Below are 18,589 nucleotides of genomic sequence, written 5' to 3' on the forward strand. Positions count from 1 at the left end.
TTGCAACAATTATACCCGGGTAAAATAAAAAGATCAATATTACCCGGGTGAAATTATTTAATCTTTAATTCTCAAGCCTTCATACGCCAACTGATGAATAACGAAAAGGAAGCTCGATGAGCTCCCTCCTCTGCACGAATGACATCTATTGGATAATCAAATTGAATCCATTTTGAATCTGATGTACATTGGGGTTCGCAATGTTGCTCGTAGTCAGATGGTTAAACGTTGCTGAACCATTGCCGGTATACGTGTATATCGCTGCTCCTTTATGCGGCGTTGTGAAGCGTGATGTCTCAATTCCATCTAGACCGGTACCATTGATATTGATGTTGTTGAACACAATGTTCTCAAAACCACCGCCGTAGCCGAATTGAATGGCACTCCGCTGTGTATTGAGAATATCTATGTTCGTAAAGGTTACATTCTTAATGGCATCATTGGAAGCTTCCAGATCGATCGCTCCGCGTTCCCCGTTATACAGATCCTTGCTGGTACCACTATTAATAATCGTTGTATCCGAGAACTGAATGCCCGTGTTGTTTTGGAAATGGTACCCCGGGAAGACGGTATTCATTCGGATTGCTGAACCGCCAACTGTATCAACTATCAGATTGTTGGTGGCCTTATGTCCGCTACCTCCAAAAAAGGCGATTCCTGCTGCACGCCAGTTGTTCTCGATAGTGTTAAACGAGAAGGTGTTGTTCACTCCTGCAGGAGCACCATTCACGTTGCTGGTCCATACGGCCAGACCATCATCACCATTGTTGCGAACACTGCTATTGCGAACTGCCGAGTTGCTCGTGCCTTGGGCAAAATTGACACCATCAGCAAGGTTATTCCGAATACGACTGTTCTCAATGACCAAGCCATCGGCGATGATTGCTGGTGTGTGTGCATAATCCCCTACCCAGAACCCGCATTCAAAATGCTCAACCCAAACATTGCTGACCTTTGAGTTTTTACCAAAATTGTCCATAAAGCCCTTGTAGACTGCATTCTCGCTATAACGCGAGCGCAGCATGGAGTTCATATAGACATTGCTGAAGTCGAGTTTGCCTTGTACTCGGAAAGAAATACCACCCGATGCTGCATTCGGATTGGTGAATTGGATATTTGTATGCCAAATGCCTGCACCAACAACCGTGAGGTTATTAATCATGTTTGTTGGCGTTCCAATCTTCCACATGTTGCCCAGATGGAATGTACCTTCCGGGATATATAACGTTTTGCCTGTAGAAACGGCGGATTGAACGGCAGCTTCAAATGCGGCAAGATCATCCTTACCATCGTTAGCCACCGCACCAAAATCGGTTACCGAAACAGCGTTGGCCGGACGCGAGATTGCAGCAGGTACAGTTTCGATTTCAAGAAAATCAACGCCATATTCAAGGCTATCCCCATTGGTCTTTTGAATACGAATTGTATCTCCAGCTTTCAGAGGTATATCTAGTTTCCAGTGGACTTCGTCAAAACGGAACAATGGACGTCCTGCACTTGGCGTATCTCCCGGATGATCACTAGAGAAATACTGCCAGTTGTAATAAGAGGTCAGAGGAACAGTTTTGACTTTGCTGCCATTTACATACACATCCAGTGATCCATCCAGTCCCATACCATCTGCCGAATCCGGCATCGTAAATCGCATGGTAACTCCGGCGCCACCTTCGCCTTGTCTGACCGTCCATTGAGCGTAGGAACCATTGGTTGGCAGGGCAATATACTTCTGACCCGAAGCTTCCGACGCCGTTAATGCCTGGTCAAAAGTCGGTGCTGACTTCAGCGTTGCACTACCTCCACGAGTCGCATCATCCGTATCGTACCTTGTGTACGGCATGCTCGCTCCGCGGGCAGAATATACAGTCAGCGGGGTTGTCGATACATTGTTCGATTGTTTCACCTGGGCTTCATTACTATCAGCGGCAACGGTCGTTGTCACATTATAGCTACCGTTTGCAGCTGTCCAGCTGCCGACATTGACATTGACGGACGCACCCGGAGCCAACACACCACTATACGAGCCAAAGTACGTCTGAATCGTTGCTCCGGCAGCATTTTTGAGTACAACTGTGACACCGTGCGCACCGCCTGCTGAAGCCTGATTACCCTGATTTTTCAGATTAACCGTAAAAGCTACCGTGCTGTTTGCGGTAGGATTGCTCGGACTCCAAGAGACCGTTCCTACCAGATCCGAGCTTGTAATTGGTGCAATGATCAGAGCAGATGAATGCGTATAGTGGTTGTTACTTTCATTCTCTTCGATGATCTGATTTTTCTCATCCACCTTCGCGCTTAGCGTATATGATGCGGCGGTCCGGTTGCCGGCGTTAAGCGATACTGTTGTTGAAGCCCCGGCCTGCAGAGCATTTACAGATGCAGAACCAGCCAACTCATTATTCAGATAAAAATTGACGATAGATGCCGGAGATGCAACGGAGCCCATGTTTTTAACTGTGGCATTCAGCGTGATTGGACTGTTCTCCACAGGTGAAGAAGGCGTCCAAGACATGCCTGTAATCGTCAAGTCGGGATTCGGTGCAGCGGTGCCAAATACCTGAAATTCAGCAATTTGACCAGCTGGTGCGCCCGAATTCGCTGTAATGTTTAATTGCAGACGTTTCACCGTTGCTGTAACGGGAATCTTCACGTTGTTACCTGAAGCTGGATTAAACGTGTACAATTGGGCAGACACCAAATTGCTGAAAGTGGTGGTGTCCTGGTTATGTCCAAGTACTTGAATCGTCTGCGTTCGTGTACTCCAAATCGGATCCGGGTTTAGTTTCAGTACAATCGCAGTAATCTGATGATTGGAACCGAGGTCCAGCGTCAGCGTGCTCGGATTGCTGCCTCCCTCCCAGTACGTATTGATATTATTATCGTTTGCATTCGCAGCGACATAAGACTGACTGCTGGAAGATGCCGTGATTGCTTTACCGATTGCAATATTCGTTCCTTCCACAGGCGCTTCGGGTTCAGACGGTTCAGGACTCGGTACCTGCGAAGATGGACTGTAAATTTCAAATTCAGACAATTGAGCAGCGGGCCATTCGGTATTTCCGGTCACCATGAGACGAACATATCGTGCTTCTGTTGCTTCAAAATTAATCGTAGTCGTATTCTCTGCCACGGATGGATCAAATATATAGTCCTTGGAAGCAACGATATCTGTGAACGTTGAACCGTTACTGCTTCCTTGAATGGTGATCGTCTGTGAGCGAGTTTCCCAGGCTGAAGGCAGCTTCAAGTTGATTTGTTCAATCGTCCTATTTGCTCCAAGGTCCACTTGTATCCATTGCGGAAATGCGTTGTTTGCACTCTCCCAGTAAGTCGTTTGATTACTGTCAATCACATTGGTCGGGCTATAGGTTGGGTTGTAGCTGCTTGCGGTAACCTGTTTACCCAGTGACAGATTCTCCCCACCAGCAGCCGAAACTTTCGCAGAAAATCCTACATTCAGGAATACGCTCGAGACCAGCATCGTTAATACGAGTGACCATACAATGGTTTTGCTGCGCATTTCATTCCTCCTCAGGATGCTATATAAACCGCTACTTAAAATATTCTCTGGGCCACTCCGAGCGCAGTACCATCTTCGATCCCTGATATCCCCGGAATTTTTGAATTTCCTTCTCAAAAGGAATATGCGGTGAAGCTTATGCTTCCGTTGCAGCTTTCTTTCAGAATGCTTTTAAGCGAGCAATCCACTTCCTAAGATCAATTGGTTCTGCCTCTCCATTAACGCATGGATGTTTGCTGCGGTTTATATAGCAAATTTTTTTTGAAATAAAGTGAATCTTAATTCCAGCTTATTTAACGTTCATATAACGCTCATAAGCATCATTACGGATGGTCACCAACCGTTCAAGACCCATGTCATTCAGCTTTTTGACATAAGCATCCCACCCCTCTTCAATACCTCCTTTCGTTACCCATTGGGCACGCATCGTTGCCACATAACCATCAATATCCGTTGTCAGCGTTGGCAGCTCCTGAAACTCTTCTGCATTGTACATGACCTTTGGATAAGGCGTTGTTACATCTGCGCTGCCCAACTGATCGATTTGCAGTTTGAGTCCGTCTCCCGCCTCTGGATTGAGCTTGATGTTTTCTTCAAAGGAAGGGCTTACATATTTAGGCCCAAAATCACGCAGCGATTGATCCCAGTACCATGCATCGGCACTTGTGCCTGCAGGAGGATCCATCAGTGTGTACGTGCCATCATCATTTTTCTCAATAACAGTTCCGATTGCACCCCAGAAATTCTGAATGCTAGCTTCATTCGTATAGAATTGATCGGCCCAGCGTGCTGCTACTTCCGGAACCGTACATGAACTTGTAATAAGCAATTCATTACGAGCCAGATTCATACCGCCAGGGTCGCCTGGCTGATAACGTTTGCCATCAGGTCCGGCAATAGGCGCAATCGCTTCATACTGGTCGCTCCACTTGCCAAACACCGCATCAGGGGTCCATTGGTTACTGAAGCCGACAATGGGAATGTCTGCATTTTGCCATTTGGCTGAGGTCATGGTGTTGTCTTGGGTGAACAATTCCTGATCAATCAAACCTTCTGAATACAATTTATGCGTGTAAATAAGAGCTTCTTTATAAGCGTCCGTTGTTGGAAAATAGACCGGTTTGCCATCCTGAACGATCATGCTGCTTGCATTAATATCCGTGATCCCGAACGGATTCAGAAAGTCCATATTCAGACCCGTTTCCGTGTATGGAATCTCATCCGGTTTCCCGTTTCCGTTTGGATCTTTCTCCTTAAACGCTTTCAATACCTGATACAGTTCTTCTGTGGTTGTAGGTGCCTTCAACCCCAGTTTATCAAGCCATGCCTTGTTGATTACAGGTTGATTCCTGCTCTTCGGACGGGAAGGTAATCGGGTAGGCATGGAATAAATTTTGCCGTCAGGAAACGTGCTTATTTTCTTCATGTCAGGCGTCTCTTCCATCGCTGCCTTCAAGTTAGGCATATACGAATCGATGTATTCATCCAGCGGACGGAAATAGCTCAGGTTATTGACAATGTCCGAATCGCTGAACACCTGATCCCCCAGAATAATATCCGGAAGCGTACCACTCGCCAGCATAATCGATTTCTGCTCACCCCAATCATTGGAGGACATGACCTGCCACTCAATTTTTACGTTGGTCTCCTTCTCCAAATCCTTGAGCCATTGGTTCTGGGTGAAGGTGTCACCCATGTTCCCCCAGCGAACCGTTAGTACTTTGAGTGTTACCGGATTATTGACAATCGGCAGTCCTTCTTTATTAAAATCGCTTGATATTGGAGTCTCTGCAACCTCGCTGCTATTACCACTGCTGCATCCAACAACGCTTACCAGCATCACGGTAACAAGAAGCAAACTATTCATTTTGGTAAAAAACTTCTTGCCTATCTTCTTCCCCATGTAGGACCCTCCTTGATTCGTAATGATTGACATCTGTCTTATTCCTTCACTGCGCCGATCATCACCCCCTGATTGAAATACTTTTGGATGAACGGATAGACACACATGATCGGAATCGTGGCAATAATAATCACGGAATACCTCATTAGATTTGCAAGACGCAAGGCGACTTGTGCAGCCTCCCCGGTTCCCATGCCAGACTGCATCTGATTCGTAATGAGAATGTTACGCAGGATCAATTGAAGCGGATACAGGTTAGGATCTTTCAGATAGATGAGAGCATTAAAATATGAATTCCAATACCCTACGGCAATCCATAACCCCAAAACTGCGATGATTGCTTTGGACAAGGGCAGTACAACCAGCACAAAATACCGCAGATTACCACAACCATCGATCTGGGCTGCCTCCCATAGATCCCCTGGAATACTGGTCTGAAAGAATGTCCGGGCGACGATCATATCGAACACCACCACAGAAAACGGAAGTACCATGACGAGAAACGTATTGTAAAGGTGAAAATCGCGAATGGTCAGGAAGGTTGGAATTAAACCGCCACTAAAAAACATCGTAAAAATAAAGAACAGAGAGAAAAATTTTCGTCCAACCAGATCTTTTCTTGATAAGGCATAAGCCGCCGAAATATTAACAACAAGTCCGATAAGCGTTCCTACCACCGTGTATAGAATGGTATTGCGATATCCGATCCATATATTTTCGTGCCTCAGCAGTTCCTTGTACCCTTCAAGCGTAAAGCCTTTGGGAAAGACCCATACCTGTCCGTTAGCCACAGAAGAGGGATCACTGAAGGAGGCAATGACTATAAAATAGATCGGATACATGATTGCAATCAGAAAAAGAATAGCAAAAGCATACATTATACCTTCTGCCACTGTCATGCGTGATCGTCGCTTCACTCGGGGAGTTCTGGTGGTTGCTGCCGTCTCCATAACGCTCATTTGGTTGTTCTCCCCTTCACCATAGACTGTTTTCACTGTATTTCTTGGACAACTGATTAACCAGAATCAGCAAAATGAAATTAATCACCGTATTAAACAGGTTAATTGCCGAGGAGAAGCTGTATTGACTGCTCAGCAAACCGATTTTGTATACATACGTAGACAGAATCTCACTGGAAAGGATGTTCAAGTCGTTCTGCATAAGATAGACCTTCTCAAATCCAACACCAAGCAGTCCGCCCATCCTTAGAATGAGCAGCGTGATCGCCGTCGGCAGAAGCATCGGAATATCAATATAACGTATCTTGTGCCACCTGCTTGCCCCATCGACCGTTGCCGCTTCATAGAGGCTTGGATCTACGGCAGACAACGCGGCAATATAGATGATGCTGTCCCAACCGACGTGCTGCCACACATCAGACCATACATACACGCTGCTGAACAGAGCCGATGAGCCCATTAAGTCCGGCGCCTGTGCTCCAAAGAGCTGATACATATTGCCAACCAGTCCAGTGCTAGGCGAGAACAGAATTAGCATTAATCCGACCATGACTACCGTTGAAATAAAGTGGGGCATATAGGAGACGGTCTGGAAAAATCGCTTGAACCTGCCTGCCCTCATCTGGTTCACCATTAATGCAAGCATAATCGGCAGAGGAAATGTAGCCAAACTGTACAGGCTGATTATAAGTGTGTTACGTATCGTATTCGTAAATTGATAGGAATGAAAAAACTTCTCAAAATACTTGAATCCCGCCCATGGACTGCCACCGATTCCTGAGGCCGGACTATAATCCTTGAATGCGATAATAACGCCGTACATTGGCTTATAAGCAAAAAGTAGTGTTAACACGAAAGCCGGTAAAAGTAAAACGTAAAGCCCCCAATTACGCCTGATTCTTTCCATTGTCTTTCCAAAGAATAGTGGGTAAGTCCGCACAGTTCTTTCTTCCCTCCTTCCCATATACTGATGCTGTTTTCCCGTTTGAATCATTCATTTCAGGAATAACCTCAGTATAAACGGCTTCCCACTTTCTTTATCGGACCCCTTCGTACGGTATTCGGACTTCTGATGTTCCTTTCTGGGCTTGCCTGCGGGTAACCTCAAGCTTGCAAAAGAAAACATATCGCAATCCAGACCTTCCTGTGTGTATTCCGGACTTTTGAACTCCAAAAATACAAATCTTTATGTTTTTTTCATGCAAAGGTTTTATACTATTTCTGAGATGTTAAAGCGTTTACATTATGAAGCATTCAAGAAAGGGTGTATTGTTCTGGCAAACCTGGGCGCCATTAAACCCTATCCGATTCGTCATTATATTCGCATGATGTTCGTCATTTCATTTGTCGTGTTCGTTCTGGATCTGATCATCAGTGTCGCTTCCATCTCCTTGGTCAGGCAGCAGTCCGCCCAATACTTGCAGGACACCACGGATCTGTACATCAATCGCATTAATCATGATTTTGCCTACATTAATCATTTCATGGGATGGACTCTCGCCAATGATGAAAATCTGGAAACGATGAATACGTATGGTGTGAATAGCATTCCTTTTCTGAAGTCCAACGAGAAATTACATAAGCTTTTTGCCGAATTACAACGAAACTATGGCCAGTCGTACAATTTCTTTTATTATTTGGAAAACAGTGAATACTTCCTTAACTGTGCGCCAATAAGCATCTCTTATTCGGATTATTCTGAAGTGAAAAGACAGATCATTACTCTTACTCGTGATAAAGCTGTATATGAGAAGTTCTATTCCCATTGGACACCTATTCACGTGAATGGCACTTCATATCTGATCAATATTGTACCGTACTACAATAGGTATCTTATCGCGTTGATCTCCGCAGATGATCTGATCGCTCCGTTACAGCAAATGAATCTGGGTGCGAGCGGATACGCCTCTCTCGTGGATGTGAATGGCATGCAGCTTTCCGGACCTGCCAGAGGAGAAAACAGCGTTGAAGCAAAGACTTCGTTTATGGATGTGCTCCAGTCACACAGCGTAGTTAGCAGTGACTTTTCCAACGCGGATTTTAGTGCACGCATGGTTATCAAATTCGGTGCATTTGAGAAAATCATGGTGGCTCAGCTGCTCATCATGCTGCTTTTTTTGATTGTAACCTCCTCATTAAGCGCAATCCTTATGTTTTTCAGAAAGAATCTGCTTGTTCCCATTCAGCGTTTTTCCAAAAATCTTGCTCGAATAAACGAGGGTGATGAGGCGACAGATCATAAGAGCAGCCGGATTACGGAACTGGAACAGGTTAATGCACAATTCAAGGAACTGGTGGGCCAGATTAAGCGCTTCAAGATTGATCGCTATGAGCAGGAATTGGAGAAACAGAAAATACGTTTGGATTATATGAAGTTACAGATCAAACCTCACTTTTTCCTTAATTGTCTGACAAGCATGTACAGTATGGCACAGATGCAAATGTTTGAGGAGATTGAAAGCATGGCTCTCGCCACGTCCCGGTATTTCCGTTACATCTTTCAAAGCGGAGACAATTTCGTTCTGCTGGAGAACGAGATTGAACATGTAAGAACATATCTGGACATCCAGAAATCACGTTACCGGGATGCTTTCTCCTATCGAATTGCAACGTCCGAAACGATCACAGGTATCGCTGTTCCACCACTGGTAATACAAACCTTCATCGAAAATGCTGTCAAATACGGAGTCTCACGGGAACGGGAATTATGTATTACGTTATCCGTTAATGTAGAACAACAGGAAAATGGTGATCGAGTGCTGATCCATATCTCTGATACGGGACCCGGATTTAAGCCTGAAATTCTTGAAGCTCTCATCCGTGGAGAAGCACTGGAACAAACAGGAGGCAACCGCATTGGCATTATGAATACCATTCAACGTTTGGAGCTGCTATACGGGCATGAAGCTGCAATTACGTTTGCAAACGACACCATTGGCGCTCGAATCACGCTTTCCTTGCCTAAAATGGTATTAAATTCAGAGCATACTGGAGAGGTGATAAATCATGAATGTATTGCTGGTTGATGATGATTACTTTGTTGTCATGGCATTGGAAAATAAAATCGACTGGGAAGCCCTGGGAATTAATACGATCTTCACGGCCTACAATATTGCGCAAGCCAAAGAGGTACTGCAAAATCATCCGGTTCAAATTCTTGTTTGTGATATTGAGATGCCGCAGGGAAGCGGACTCGAGCTGCTCGCCTGGGTCCGTGATGAATCGTATAACGTACAAACGATCTTTCTTACCAATTATGCTGATTTCAACTATGCGCAAAAAGCCATCGAGCTGCAAAGCTTCGATTATTTTCTAAAGCCCATCGAATTCGACAAGTTGACTCTGATTATTCAGAAGGCAGTTGCCAAAGCCCGGGATCAGCAGTTTATTCAGAAGGCCATTTATGAAGGTGAACTTTGGCAAAAAAATAGAAGCAAGCTTATTGAGGACAGCTGGCGCAGGCTCATCTCCAGTAAAGTCTATCTGTCCAGCTCCGCTGATGTTTCTGCATTTTTGTCTGAGCAGCATCTGCCATATGAGCCAACGGATCTATTTCTTCCTATGCTGGTTAATCTGTTTCCGTATGAGGGTACGCTGGGCAAAACCGACAAAAATCTGTTTGATTACGCTTGTTTGAACGTGATGGTTGAACGGTTTCAAGACCGTTTGTTCTCTATTGAAGCGATATCCGAGATCAAGGATCATAACTGGATGGTTATTATAAAATGGAACAGGTTACCGGATGTACAACTTATCGAATCGATGTGCAGCGCCTTTATTCCGGAGGTAAATAACTACCTGAAATCGGATGCCTGCTGTACCATTGGCTTCTCCCTGCCGCTCGGACAAATCCGTCATACGGTGAATGAACTATTGTTGATGAATGAGGAGCGAATCAAACACCGCAACCAAACCTTCTTGCTGGAGAACTACAAAAAGCCCGAATTAGATTATATACCGCCTGATCTGGGATTGCTGGAGCAATTGCTGAATGAGCATCGTTTCCAATCCTTTCTGGATGAAACCGGTCGTTATATGCATCAACTTGTCCATGAAGGCAACGTAGGTACCGCTGTACTCAGTCTGCTGCGTCTTGATCTGGTGCAGCTAGTTTATGCCCAATTGAAAAGTAAGGGAATTGAAGTCCACAAGCTGTACATGGGCAGTACGAATGATCAATTGTTCATGCAGTCTCTGCATTCGATTGAAGATATGCAATCGTACATTGCCTATCTGGTCAATACGGCTGCGGAATATTTGAATGTTTCCGAGCAGCCGACGTCAGTTGTACACGAGATCTCCCATTATATACGCACCCACTATGGAGAGGACCTGACAAGAAATAGCCTTGGAGACAGGGTTTATATGAACCCTGATTATCTCGCAAGGCTGTTCAAGAAAGAGATGGGCATGTCCCTCGGCAATTATGTTATTCACATCCGTCTTGTAGCTGCCAGGCATCTATTGGAGACCACCACACAATCGATTCATTCCATTGCCGGACATGTGGGGTATACCAACTACTCACACTTTACCAAATTGTTCAAACAGGAAATAGGATGCAGCCCTAATGAATATCGTAAAAAGTATAGAGAAAGTTCACACGCAATAGGATGCCAAGGCTGACGATTAAGTTAATCAACTGCTTTCCAAATACCTCTCCAGTATAACCCGCGATTCCTTCTTCATTTTTTTATTTGAATATCTGCGCAATTAGCAGTAACGGCAGAGAATCTCCATTCCATCGCGTTTAGGCATCAACCTTGTTCGATGTGGGCAAGGTCCTCTACTACAGAAAGCTGCAGAAGATCCTTGGATCTACCTGCAGCTTTCTGTAGTAATAGGTTTCCAAGTAGTTTAAATTGATTGCTCACTTTGAATAATATAATTAACTATTTGTTGAGCATCGGATCTTAACCCAACCTAATAGAGCACTCTCCAGGAGAGCGCTCCTTGTAATTCACTTATAGTTGATGCTCGAATTAACTTTTGTAACGGTATTCATTTTATTAAGGATGACCAATGCAAGTATGGCAATTGCAATCCCTGCAGCACCAATCCATGTAATCGACGTAAGAGAGAGCGTTTCAATAGCTATCCCTCCCACGCCAGCCCCTGCTGCCATAGCAAGCTGCATCATGGACTGATTAAGACCAAGCATAACTCCTGATGCTTCAGGTTCAATTGTCGTTAAATGATATTGCTGCGTTGGACCGGATGACCATGCTGAGAAGGACCACAACAAAAGAACGATCATAACACCAAGTAATGTATGGGTCACAACGGACAACAGGATCAGCATTACAATGCGGAGTGCCAATCCACCGGATAATGTTCGATGAACGCCCCACCGGTCCGTACTGAAGCCGCCGATTTTGGAGCCAATCATGCTGGCAATACCGAATATAAGCAATGCGCCGCTGAGATATTTATCACCTAGTCCCGATACTTCAAGCAAATAGGGTGAGAGATACGTATAAGCGATGGAGTAACCTCCAAGCCAAAAGAAGGTGATCGATAATCCCAATGCAACTTTAGGCTTTTTCAATAAACTTAACTGCTGTCTTAGAGGAATGGGCGCGTCACCCTTAATACGCGGAATGGCGAAAGAAAGAATGATCATTGCGATAATCCCCAAAAGTGCAATCCCCCCAAACACGGATTTCCAACCAAGAGTGTCGGCTGTGATTCGTCCAAGAGGTACACCAACGATTAGTGATGCCGTGAAACCCATGACCACTGTGGCAATAGCACTTGCTTGTTTACCTGCTGGTGCTATTTTAGCTGCAATATTTAAAGCAGTGACCACAACAACTCCCGCACCAATCGCCATAATGATACGAGCAACTACAAACAGGCCATATCCTGGTAGGGTAAATGCGAGGATATTAGCAATCACAAATATTCCTAGGCCAATCAGGATTAATTTTCGTCTGTCCATACTCGCGGTTACCGCCATCAGAATTGGAGTGAATATAGCATAGACCAGAGAAAAAATGGTGATTAACTGACCAGCTGCAGCCAGTGAGACATCAAAAGACCCGGCTACCTTATCTAAAATGCCAGATAAAATATACTCAGAAGTCCCCACCAAAAAACTAACGATAGCTAAAATATAGACCTTCAAACTCGATGACATATATAATACAACTCCTTTAATAAAGTATAATAAATGACATATTGCGAAATGTAGATATGTATAATACAAATAAACATATAACGAATTGTCGAAATGATTGGCGAAGAAAAAACTGAATTCTTGGTAAGAACTCAGTAACGACTTACATATCATTCATCATATAACGAGCCAACTGTTTTATAGCTTCCTCGTCTCTCTGATAATACGTAAATTTGCCTATCCGTTTTGTTGTAATCAACCCTGCCCGCTGCAATATCGTAAGATATTGAGAAGCCGTTGACTGTGTCATGTTAAGCTTGTCGGTTATTTGACTTACACAAACCCCTACTTCCTTCATATCCACTCCTTCATGGGGTTTGAAATGCACGTATGGTTCTTTGAGCCACTGTAAGATCTGTAACCTGGATTCATTCGAAATAGCTTTGAATACTTCAATTGGATTCATAACACTTATTATATCGATCATTTGCGATATGTCAATTTAAATTTCTTATAATATATAGATCATGGAAAGTACCATGCAATCGCCAATCGGTACAAGTTCTTGTCCTTGACTTGGGACAAGAAGCTTGTTCCGATAAACTAATGAGGTGAAATCGAAGTCTTTATGTCTGATATGATTTAGATTATTGGATAATTCAGCTCGTACCTTGGGTAGCAATAGTATGGTGGTCTCAGTCCTATTTTTGACATGGGCCAGGAATCCTCCATATAGACCATCTTTACTTTTTCATTTGAATGGTTTACAAGCAATAGCTTTACTTCTGGATTAAACTCATATCTCAAAATGGTAACCCCCTTCGATTAGGAATGTGAGGACTCTCCCCCATCAACATGAAGAACTTGACCAGTAACAAAACGAGAATCATCAGAAGCAAGATAGACAAAGGTTGGCGCGAGTTCAAATGGATGTGCAACGCGTTCCATTGGATTAAATGCTCCATATACAGCGACTTGATCTGACGAAAAGCTTGCGGAAATAAGTGGAGTCCAAATTCGGCCAGGGGCGACGGCATTGACTCGGATCCCTTGTTTCACGACATTTTTTGCCAGAGCACGTGTCCAACCGACTATTGCGCCTTTTGTGGCCGTATAATCAATCATTTGCTGCTCACCTACGTACGTCACCACCGAAGAAGTGCCAATGATTGAGCTGCCTGGTTTTAAGTAAGGAAGCGCTGCTCTTGTTGTGTAAAAATGAGAATATATATTCACTTTGAAGGTGTCATCAAATTGTTCATCGGTAATGTCAAGCAGACTTAGTTGTTGGAATTGGATACCCACGTGGTTACAAAGAATATCTAGACGTCCAAACGTATTTACAGTCTGTTCTACAATGGAGATACACTGTTGTTTGTCTCGCAAGTCACCAGGCATTAGAATACAACGTTGTCCGAGTTGTTCAATTCTCGTTTTTGTTCTATTTGCATCCTCATGTTCATCTAAGTAAGAAATAGCGACATCTGCGCCTTCTTTAGCAAACGCAATGGCAACTGCTGCACCAATCCCACTGTCACCTCCTGTAATAAGTGCAACTTTTCCTGTTAGCTTTCCGCTCCCCTTATAATTCGGATTTTCGATAATTGGAAGGGGTACCATTAATTTTTCCACGCCGGGATGGCTGAGCTGGCGCTGTTCAGGCAAACTTATTGGAATTTCTTGGTAACGCGTGATTTTCCCATAGTTAGGGTACATAGGATAAGGTTGAGTTATCATATTCGCCTTAAACATTTGTTGCATTTGCTTTATTTGGTCTAGTTGACGACTTTGGTCGTTTTGATCCATGGAAACCTCCTGTAGAAACAATTTTCTTCTATAGAATGTTTATGTTGATCACTAAAAATAAAGTAATAATAGTGAGAAAAAAGTTGATTCATGTTGTCCACACTCCCCTCTCCTCTGGTTATTTGCCTCTAAGACATAGCTGCACTAAATCGTGCACATTCTTATACTCGGCTTGGGCAAGAAATTGTACCCATAAAACACAAAAAGCCGCTAAATATAGCGACTTCAATCAGACTATGTCTTGTCCCTCCGCAACTTCATATGTTACGATAAAATGTTGTTAGATGAAATATTGTAGACTAGGGCTAGTTAACTAAAGGTTTCTGTTAGTTCAATCAATATCTGCATAATTAGTTTTATTTTAACGTTTTAATCAACCAAGCCTTTATCAATGGCAGAACTGTTATTGGTTGCATGGCTTTGGTGTGATTTATCTCATTTCCCTTTATGATTTCTACCTCCCATCCCCAGTGTTGCAATTCTTCTTTAGTTTTTTCTAGTATTCCTACAATATCAACTGTGACACTCCCAAAGTTTTCTCCATAAACAATGGTATCTTGTTCACCTGCAAACGTCAGTTTTGGAATAGACAACTGATGTTGAATGTTTCGATCATTAAAATTCATTAAATTTTTATACATTGTTACAAATTGTTTGGTTTGATTTGTGTCAATCTTCACCTGTATCGTATCCCAATCGATCTCTTCTGGACTTTCAATGTTTTGTTGTTCATCGAGAACTGGAGAGTTTTGATTCTCCAAAGCCTGCTGGTACGTCTTGTTGGTAACAACCATCATTTCTTTGTATGGACCATCCAATGGGGGAAAAGCACCCATAATTAAACTTTCTAATCGATCTGTCCTAATGGCTAATTGTAAGCCAACTAATGCCAACCACGAGTAACCATAATAGCTGAACGTATTTATGTTCATTTCATCAGCAATCATTATCAAATCATTTACAATGTGATTAGGTGTAAGATTTTCTGGATTCGTGTTTTGCAATCGATGTCCTTCATAGTCAAAATATAAAACTTGAAACTCGTCTAACAGTCCTTCAACAAAGTGTTTTCCAAGCTCAGGATCCATTCCCCACAACTTTAAGTCTTCGGCTTCTTGCCCATATACAGATTCCTTTGCTATGGGTAACATGATTGTCTTATGATTGGGATTTCCAACTAAACCAACTTTTATTTCTGTTTCATCCATAAGTTTAATGATTTTCTCCATATGAATCCCTCATGGCTTGTTTATACTACTATCATATAACGTTCATGCAATCTTTCGGTTTTATGATTAATATCCCTTTAGTGATAGGAGTTCAATTAAAATATACTTATTGAGGCACTTGAAGCTTTTACTTTAATGAAGGAGTATTAAAAATGGATAAATACACCCCCAAGCAGATTGCTGAAATTTTAAATATCAGCACCACAACCTTGCGAAGATATGAAGAACAAGATCTGATCCCAGAGGTACCGAGAACGATAAGTAATCACCGTATCTATACATCGGTCCATCTCCAAGCTTTTAATGTTATTAGAACTTTGTTAAAAGGTTATGAAATTCCTAGGGTCTACAAAGTAATGAGAACGATTAAGAAAAAAAGATTTGATACAGCTCTTTGGTTAGTAAATGAACAACTATTTCATATACAAGTCGAGAAGCAAAGAGTGGAAGAAATACTCACTATGATTCAAACTACTGATTTCACACAATTTAAAAAGTTTAAATTAAAGGAACTCATGAGTATTGGAGAGGTTGCAGAGATAGCAGGCGTAAATACTTCAGCTATACGGCATTGGGAACACGAAGGATTGATTCATTCAGAACGAAACAAAAACAACGGTTATAGGTTATTCACCCTGCTTGAACTACGCAAAATATTAGTCATTAGCAGTTTAAGAAAATCTGTTTATTATATCGAAAATATGAAGAAGCTTTTACATGATCTGGATTCACACTCCTATGTTCAAATTGAACGATCTCTTCAGCTCGCTTTGGAAAATCTAAATGAACAACTTTTTCTTCAATTTAAAGGCATCGAAGAACTAATGAAATATGTAGATTTATTAGAATAGAAAACATATATATGAGATGAACACGGGTTAGCTCTTTCTTTTCATATACTAATCAACAAATTTAAATGAATTGTTACCTTTCTTGGACTAACCTGCGCATAAGCTTAACAAAACAGCCGATCACATTGATCGGCTGCTCCTTTGTATAATTACGCTACTGTTTTTAATGAACTCGTTTTTTTAGAAAACAAGAGAGGATCTCAAACCAATGTCAAACCGCATGATTTCTGCCGGCCCGGTAACGTGGAATGTGATCTACGAAAAATAGGTTCCGCTAGTTTTGTTCTTTTCAATCTTATTCAGATACCGGATAATCATCTCCGGCAAGATCAATAACAGAACGAGGCTGCTATACAAACCATATGTATAACTACTCGCATAGGCCAAGCCGAAGCCTTCATTGAACATAAACGTGATTAGATGAATCAACATATTCGTAAAACAGAAAGCATAACTTCGGATCATGTAATTCCGGTGTTTTACGATTCGTTTCTTTTTAATCTGCACAATCGCCATAACTGTTATGACTGGCCAAATGATGTTGATTATGTTAAATGCAATGCTGTTGATTTTGCCGCCTGTGGAATAAGGAGCCATGTACCCGGATGTTAGCACAACCAGCATCACAGAGACGACATAGACATACCCGTTGATCCGATGAATTTTCCGGTGTTTCTCCAGTATGAAGCGTGAAAAATTGACTAATCCTGCTGCCATTGCTAAACATGCAAATGCAACATGAATGTACATGATTTTCAGCCATACCGGAAGATTCAATTCACGCTTCAGCCCGGTTTTGTGACTGAGAAATGCGGTTGCTTCCGGATCGAATACGTAATGCCTAACTAGCGAATACAGAATGAAAATGATGCTGACACCGACCAAAACGCGGTAGGCCATGTTTGTTTTTCTCATAAATGAACCTTTCCATTTCTAATTTCATCTGTCGTTACATTGAAGCTTAACCAAACTAAGCGATGCCCAATCAGTTTCGATGCTGGCAAGAAGCCAGCCTTGGCCCTGATCCCGAGGATGGATGAGTTCCACAGTCCCACCGTCTTGCGTTTCCACTTTTAGCTTCAGGTGAACAACTAGCTTCCCCTGAGGGGCAATTGTTATTAATATTTTACATTCCATCAGCAATTTTGTTGGGAATCATCTCTCATATACTTTTCTTGAAAAAAACAAAAGATAAATACTTAACAAACTTCCATGTCCTCTTTGGTGTAGAGCCTTGAGTTTGACGTCCAGGTAATCGGGTTGTATCCTGCTTCCTTGATTTTCTCCAAATCAAAATCAATCAATAAGGGTCTGTTTGGATATCGACCCGAAGTATTCCACAACTACCTCACGGAATTCGAGAGCAGCCTGCGATATGTACCGACTCCTGTGCCATAACAAAGCGATCTCCCGTACCAACTCATGATTCTCTACTTTGAGATATTTGATATGTTCCCCAGAATACCTTGCTGTACTTGGTATAAATGCTATGCCAATTCCCGCTTCCACTAGAGAACTTAGCCTTGCAGGTTCATCGCCTTCATACACATATGTAGGTATAAACCCAGCCGATTTGCATATGGAATCCACTAGATCGCGAGTACCGTAGCCTCTTTTTACCCCAACAAAAGATTCATCCCTTAGCTCAGTCAAAGATATGCTGTTTCGGTCAGCAAACCGATGCCCTTTGGGAACAGCTACAAGAATCGGGTCGATGAACATGATTTGACATTCTATGTCTTCCCCTCGTATAGGAGGTGAGGACAAGCAAAAATCAACCTCTCCTCTATGAAGAAGCGTAACCATTTCCTGCGTGGTAAGCATTTGCACATGAAATTGGATATCAGGTCGCTTGTTCCGAAACTCTCGAAGGATCTGAGGCAATGTGCTTGCAGTGGTCACTGCCAATTCGAGTGTGCCATGTTCTGCGCTGGACAAATCGCTAATCTCCTGCTTCCCCTGTTCCAATTCAAACAACGCCCTTTCTGCACGGAGATAGAATCTGCTTCCAAACTCATTCAATCGCAGTTTCCTCCCTACTCGATCGAATAACGGGACTCCCAAATCCTCTTCCAAGCGCCCAATTGTTTTGCTTAGTGATGATTGAGTGACATGCAAACTGCGTGCTGCTTCGGTCATATGTTCCAAACGAGCTACCTCGAGAAAATATTTCAGTTGAAGAAGTTCCATTTTACACCCTCCACTC

At 42.9% G+C, this 18,589-nt stretch carries 13 protein-coding genes; 3 read left to right on the top strand and 10 right to left on the bottom strand.

The features are described from left to right. Positions 1-145: 145 nt before the first annotated feature. The 4 genes from F4V51_RS15165 to F4V51_RS15180 form a co-directional block, all read right to left on the bottom strand. A complete protein-coding gene (locus tag F4V51_RS15165; protein WP_153978640.1) occupies positions 146-3,517 on the bottom strand; it encodes a discoidin domain-containing protein in 3,372 nt (1,123 codons plus the stop codon). A gap of 289 nt (positions 3,518-3,806) precedes the next feature. Continuing rightward, positions 3,807-5,420 carry an extracellular solute-binding protein gene (locus F4V51_RS15170; RefSeq protein WP_127537139.1) on the bottom strand — a complete coding sequence of 538 codons (1,614 nt, stop codon included), beginning with the start codon at positions 5,418-5,420 and terminating at the stop codon, positions 3,807-3,809. A 38-nt stretch (positions 5,421-5,458) separates the two neighbouring features. After that, positions 5,459-6,379: a carbohydrate ABC transporter permease gene (locus tag F4V51_RS15175; protein WP_397331005.1), complete on the bottom strand. Its 921-nt coding sequence runs from the start codon at positions 6,377-6,379 to the stop codon at positions 5,459-5,461. Between the two features lie 16 nt (positions 6,380-6,395). Beyond that, positions 6,396-7,286, bottom strand: a complete 891-nt coding sequence (locus tag F4V51_RS15180) for an ABC transporter permease (RefSeq protein WP_127537222.1) — start codon at positions 7,284-7,286, stop codon at positions 6,396-6,398. A 319-nt stretch (positions 7,287-7,605) separates the two neighbouring features. Here F4V51_RS15180 and F4V51_RS15185 point away from each other — a divergent pair, with 319 nt between their 5' ends. Together F4V51_RS15185 and F4V51_RS15190 are read left to right on the top strand one after the other, a co-directional pair. Further along, complete coding sequence (locus tag F4V51_RS15185) at positions 7,606-9,405, top strand: cache domain-containing sensor histidine kinase (protein ID WP_236146559.1); 1,800 nt, start codon at positions 7,606-7,608, stop codon at positions 9,403-9,405. Then, positions 9,386-11,005: a response regulator gene (locus F4V51_RS15190; RefSeq protein ID WP_153978641.1), complete on the top strand. Its 1,620-nt coding sequence runs from the start codon at positions 9,386-9,388 to the stop codon at positions 11,003-11,005. The genes F4V51_RS15185 and F4V51_RS15190 overlap by 20 nt, the downstream gene beginning before the upstream one ends. Before the next feature lie 334 nt (positions 11,006-11,339). Here F4V51_RS15190 and F4V51_RS15195 read toward each other — a convergent pair whose 3' ends face one another. The 4 genes from F4V51_RS15195 to F4V51_RS15210 all read right to left on the bottom strand — a co-directional run bounded on the left by F4V51_RS15195 (position 11,340) and on the right by F4V51_RS15210 (position 15,532). After that, positions 11,340-12,518, bottom strand: coding sequence for an MFS transporter (locus F4V51_RS15195; protein ID WP_153978642.1), 1,179 nt, complete (start codon positions 12,516-12,518; stop codon positions 11,340-11,342). A gap of 142 nt (positions 12,519-12,660) precedes the next feature. Further along, a complete protein-coding gene (locus tag F4V51_RS15200) occupies positions 12,661-12,963 on the bottom strand; it encodes an ArsR/SmtB family transcription factor (RefSeq protein ID WP_095357945.1) in 303 nt (100 codons plus the stop codon). A gap of 359 nt (positions 12,964-13,322) precedes the next feature. Continuing rightward, complete coding sequence (locus F4V51_RS15205; RefSeq protein ID WP_153978643.1) at positions 13,323-14,303, bottom strand: SDR family oxidoreductase; 981 nt, start codon at positions 14,301-14,303, stop codon at positions 13,323-13,325. A 356-nt stretch (positions 14,304-14,659) separates the two neighbouring features. After that, positions 14,660-15,532, bottom strand: a complete 873-nt coding sequence (locus F4V51_RS15210; RefSeq protein WP_153978644.1) for an alpha/beta fold hydrolase — start codon at positions 15,530-15,532, stop codon at positions 14,660-14,662. Positions 15,533-15,684: 152 nt separating this feature from the next. Here F4V51_RS15210 and F4V51_RS15215 point away from each other — a divergent pair, with 152 nt between their 5' ends. Next, positions 15,685-16,383: a MerR family DNA-binding transcriptional regulator gene (locus F4V51_RS15215; RefSeq protein ID WP_153978645.1), complete on the top strand. Its 699-nt coding sequence runs from the start codon at positions 15,685-15,687 to the stop codon at positions 16,381-16,383. 255 nt (positions 16,384-16,638) lie between these two features. Here F4V51_RS15215 and F4V51_RS15220 read toward each other — a convergent pair whose 3' ends face one another. Together F4V51_RS15220 and F4V51_RS15225 are read right to left on the bottom strand one after the other, a co-directional pair. Continuing rightward, positions 16,639-17,298 (bottom strand): DUF2306 domain-containing protein, encoded by a 660-nt coding sequence (locus tag F4V51_RS15220; RefSeq protein ID WP_153978646.1) that lies wholly within the window; start codon positions 17,296-17,298, stop codon positions 16,639-16,641. Positions 17,299-17,679: 381 nt separating this feature from the next. Further along, a complete protein-coding gene (locus tag F4V51_RS15225) occupies positions 17,680-18,573 on the bottom strand; it encodes a LysR family transcriptional regulator (protein ID WP_153978647.1) in 894 nt (297 codons plus the stop codon). Between the last annotated feature and the right edge of the window lie 16 nt (positions 18,574-18,589).

Origin of the sequence: Paenibacillus xylanilyticus, from assembly GCF_009664365.1 — a bacterium.
GTDB lineage: Bacteria > Bacillota > Bacilli > Paenibacillales > Paenibacillaceae > Paenibacillus > Paenibacillus xylanilyticus_A.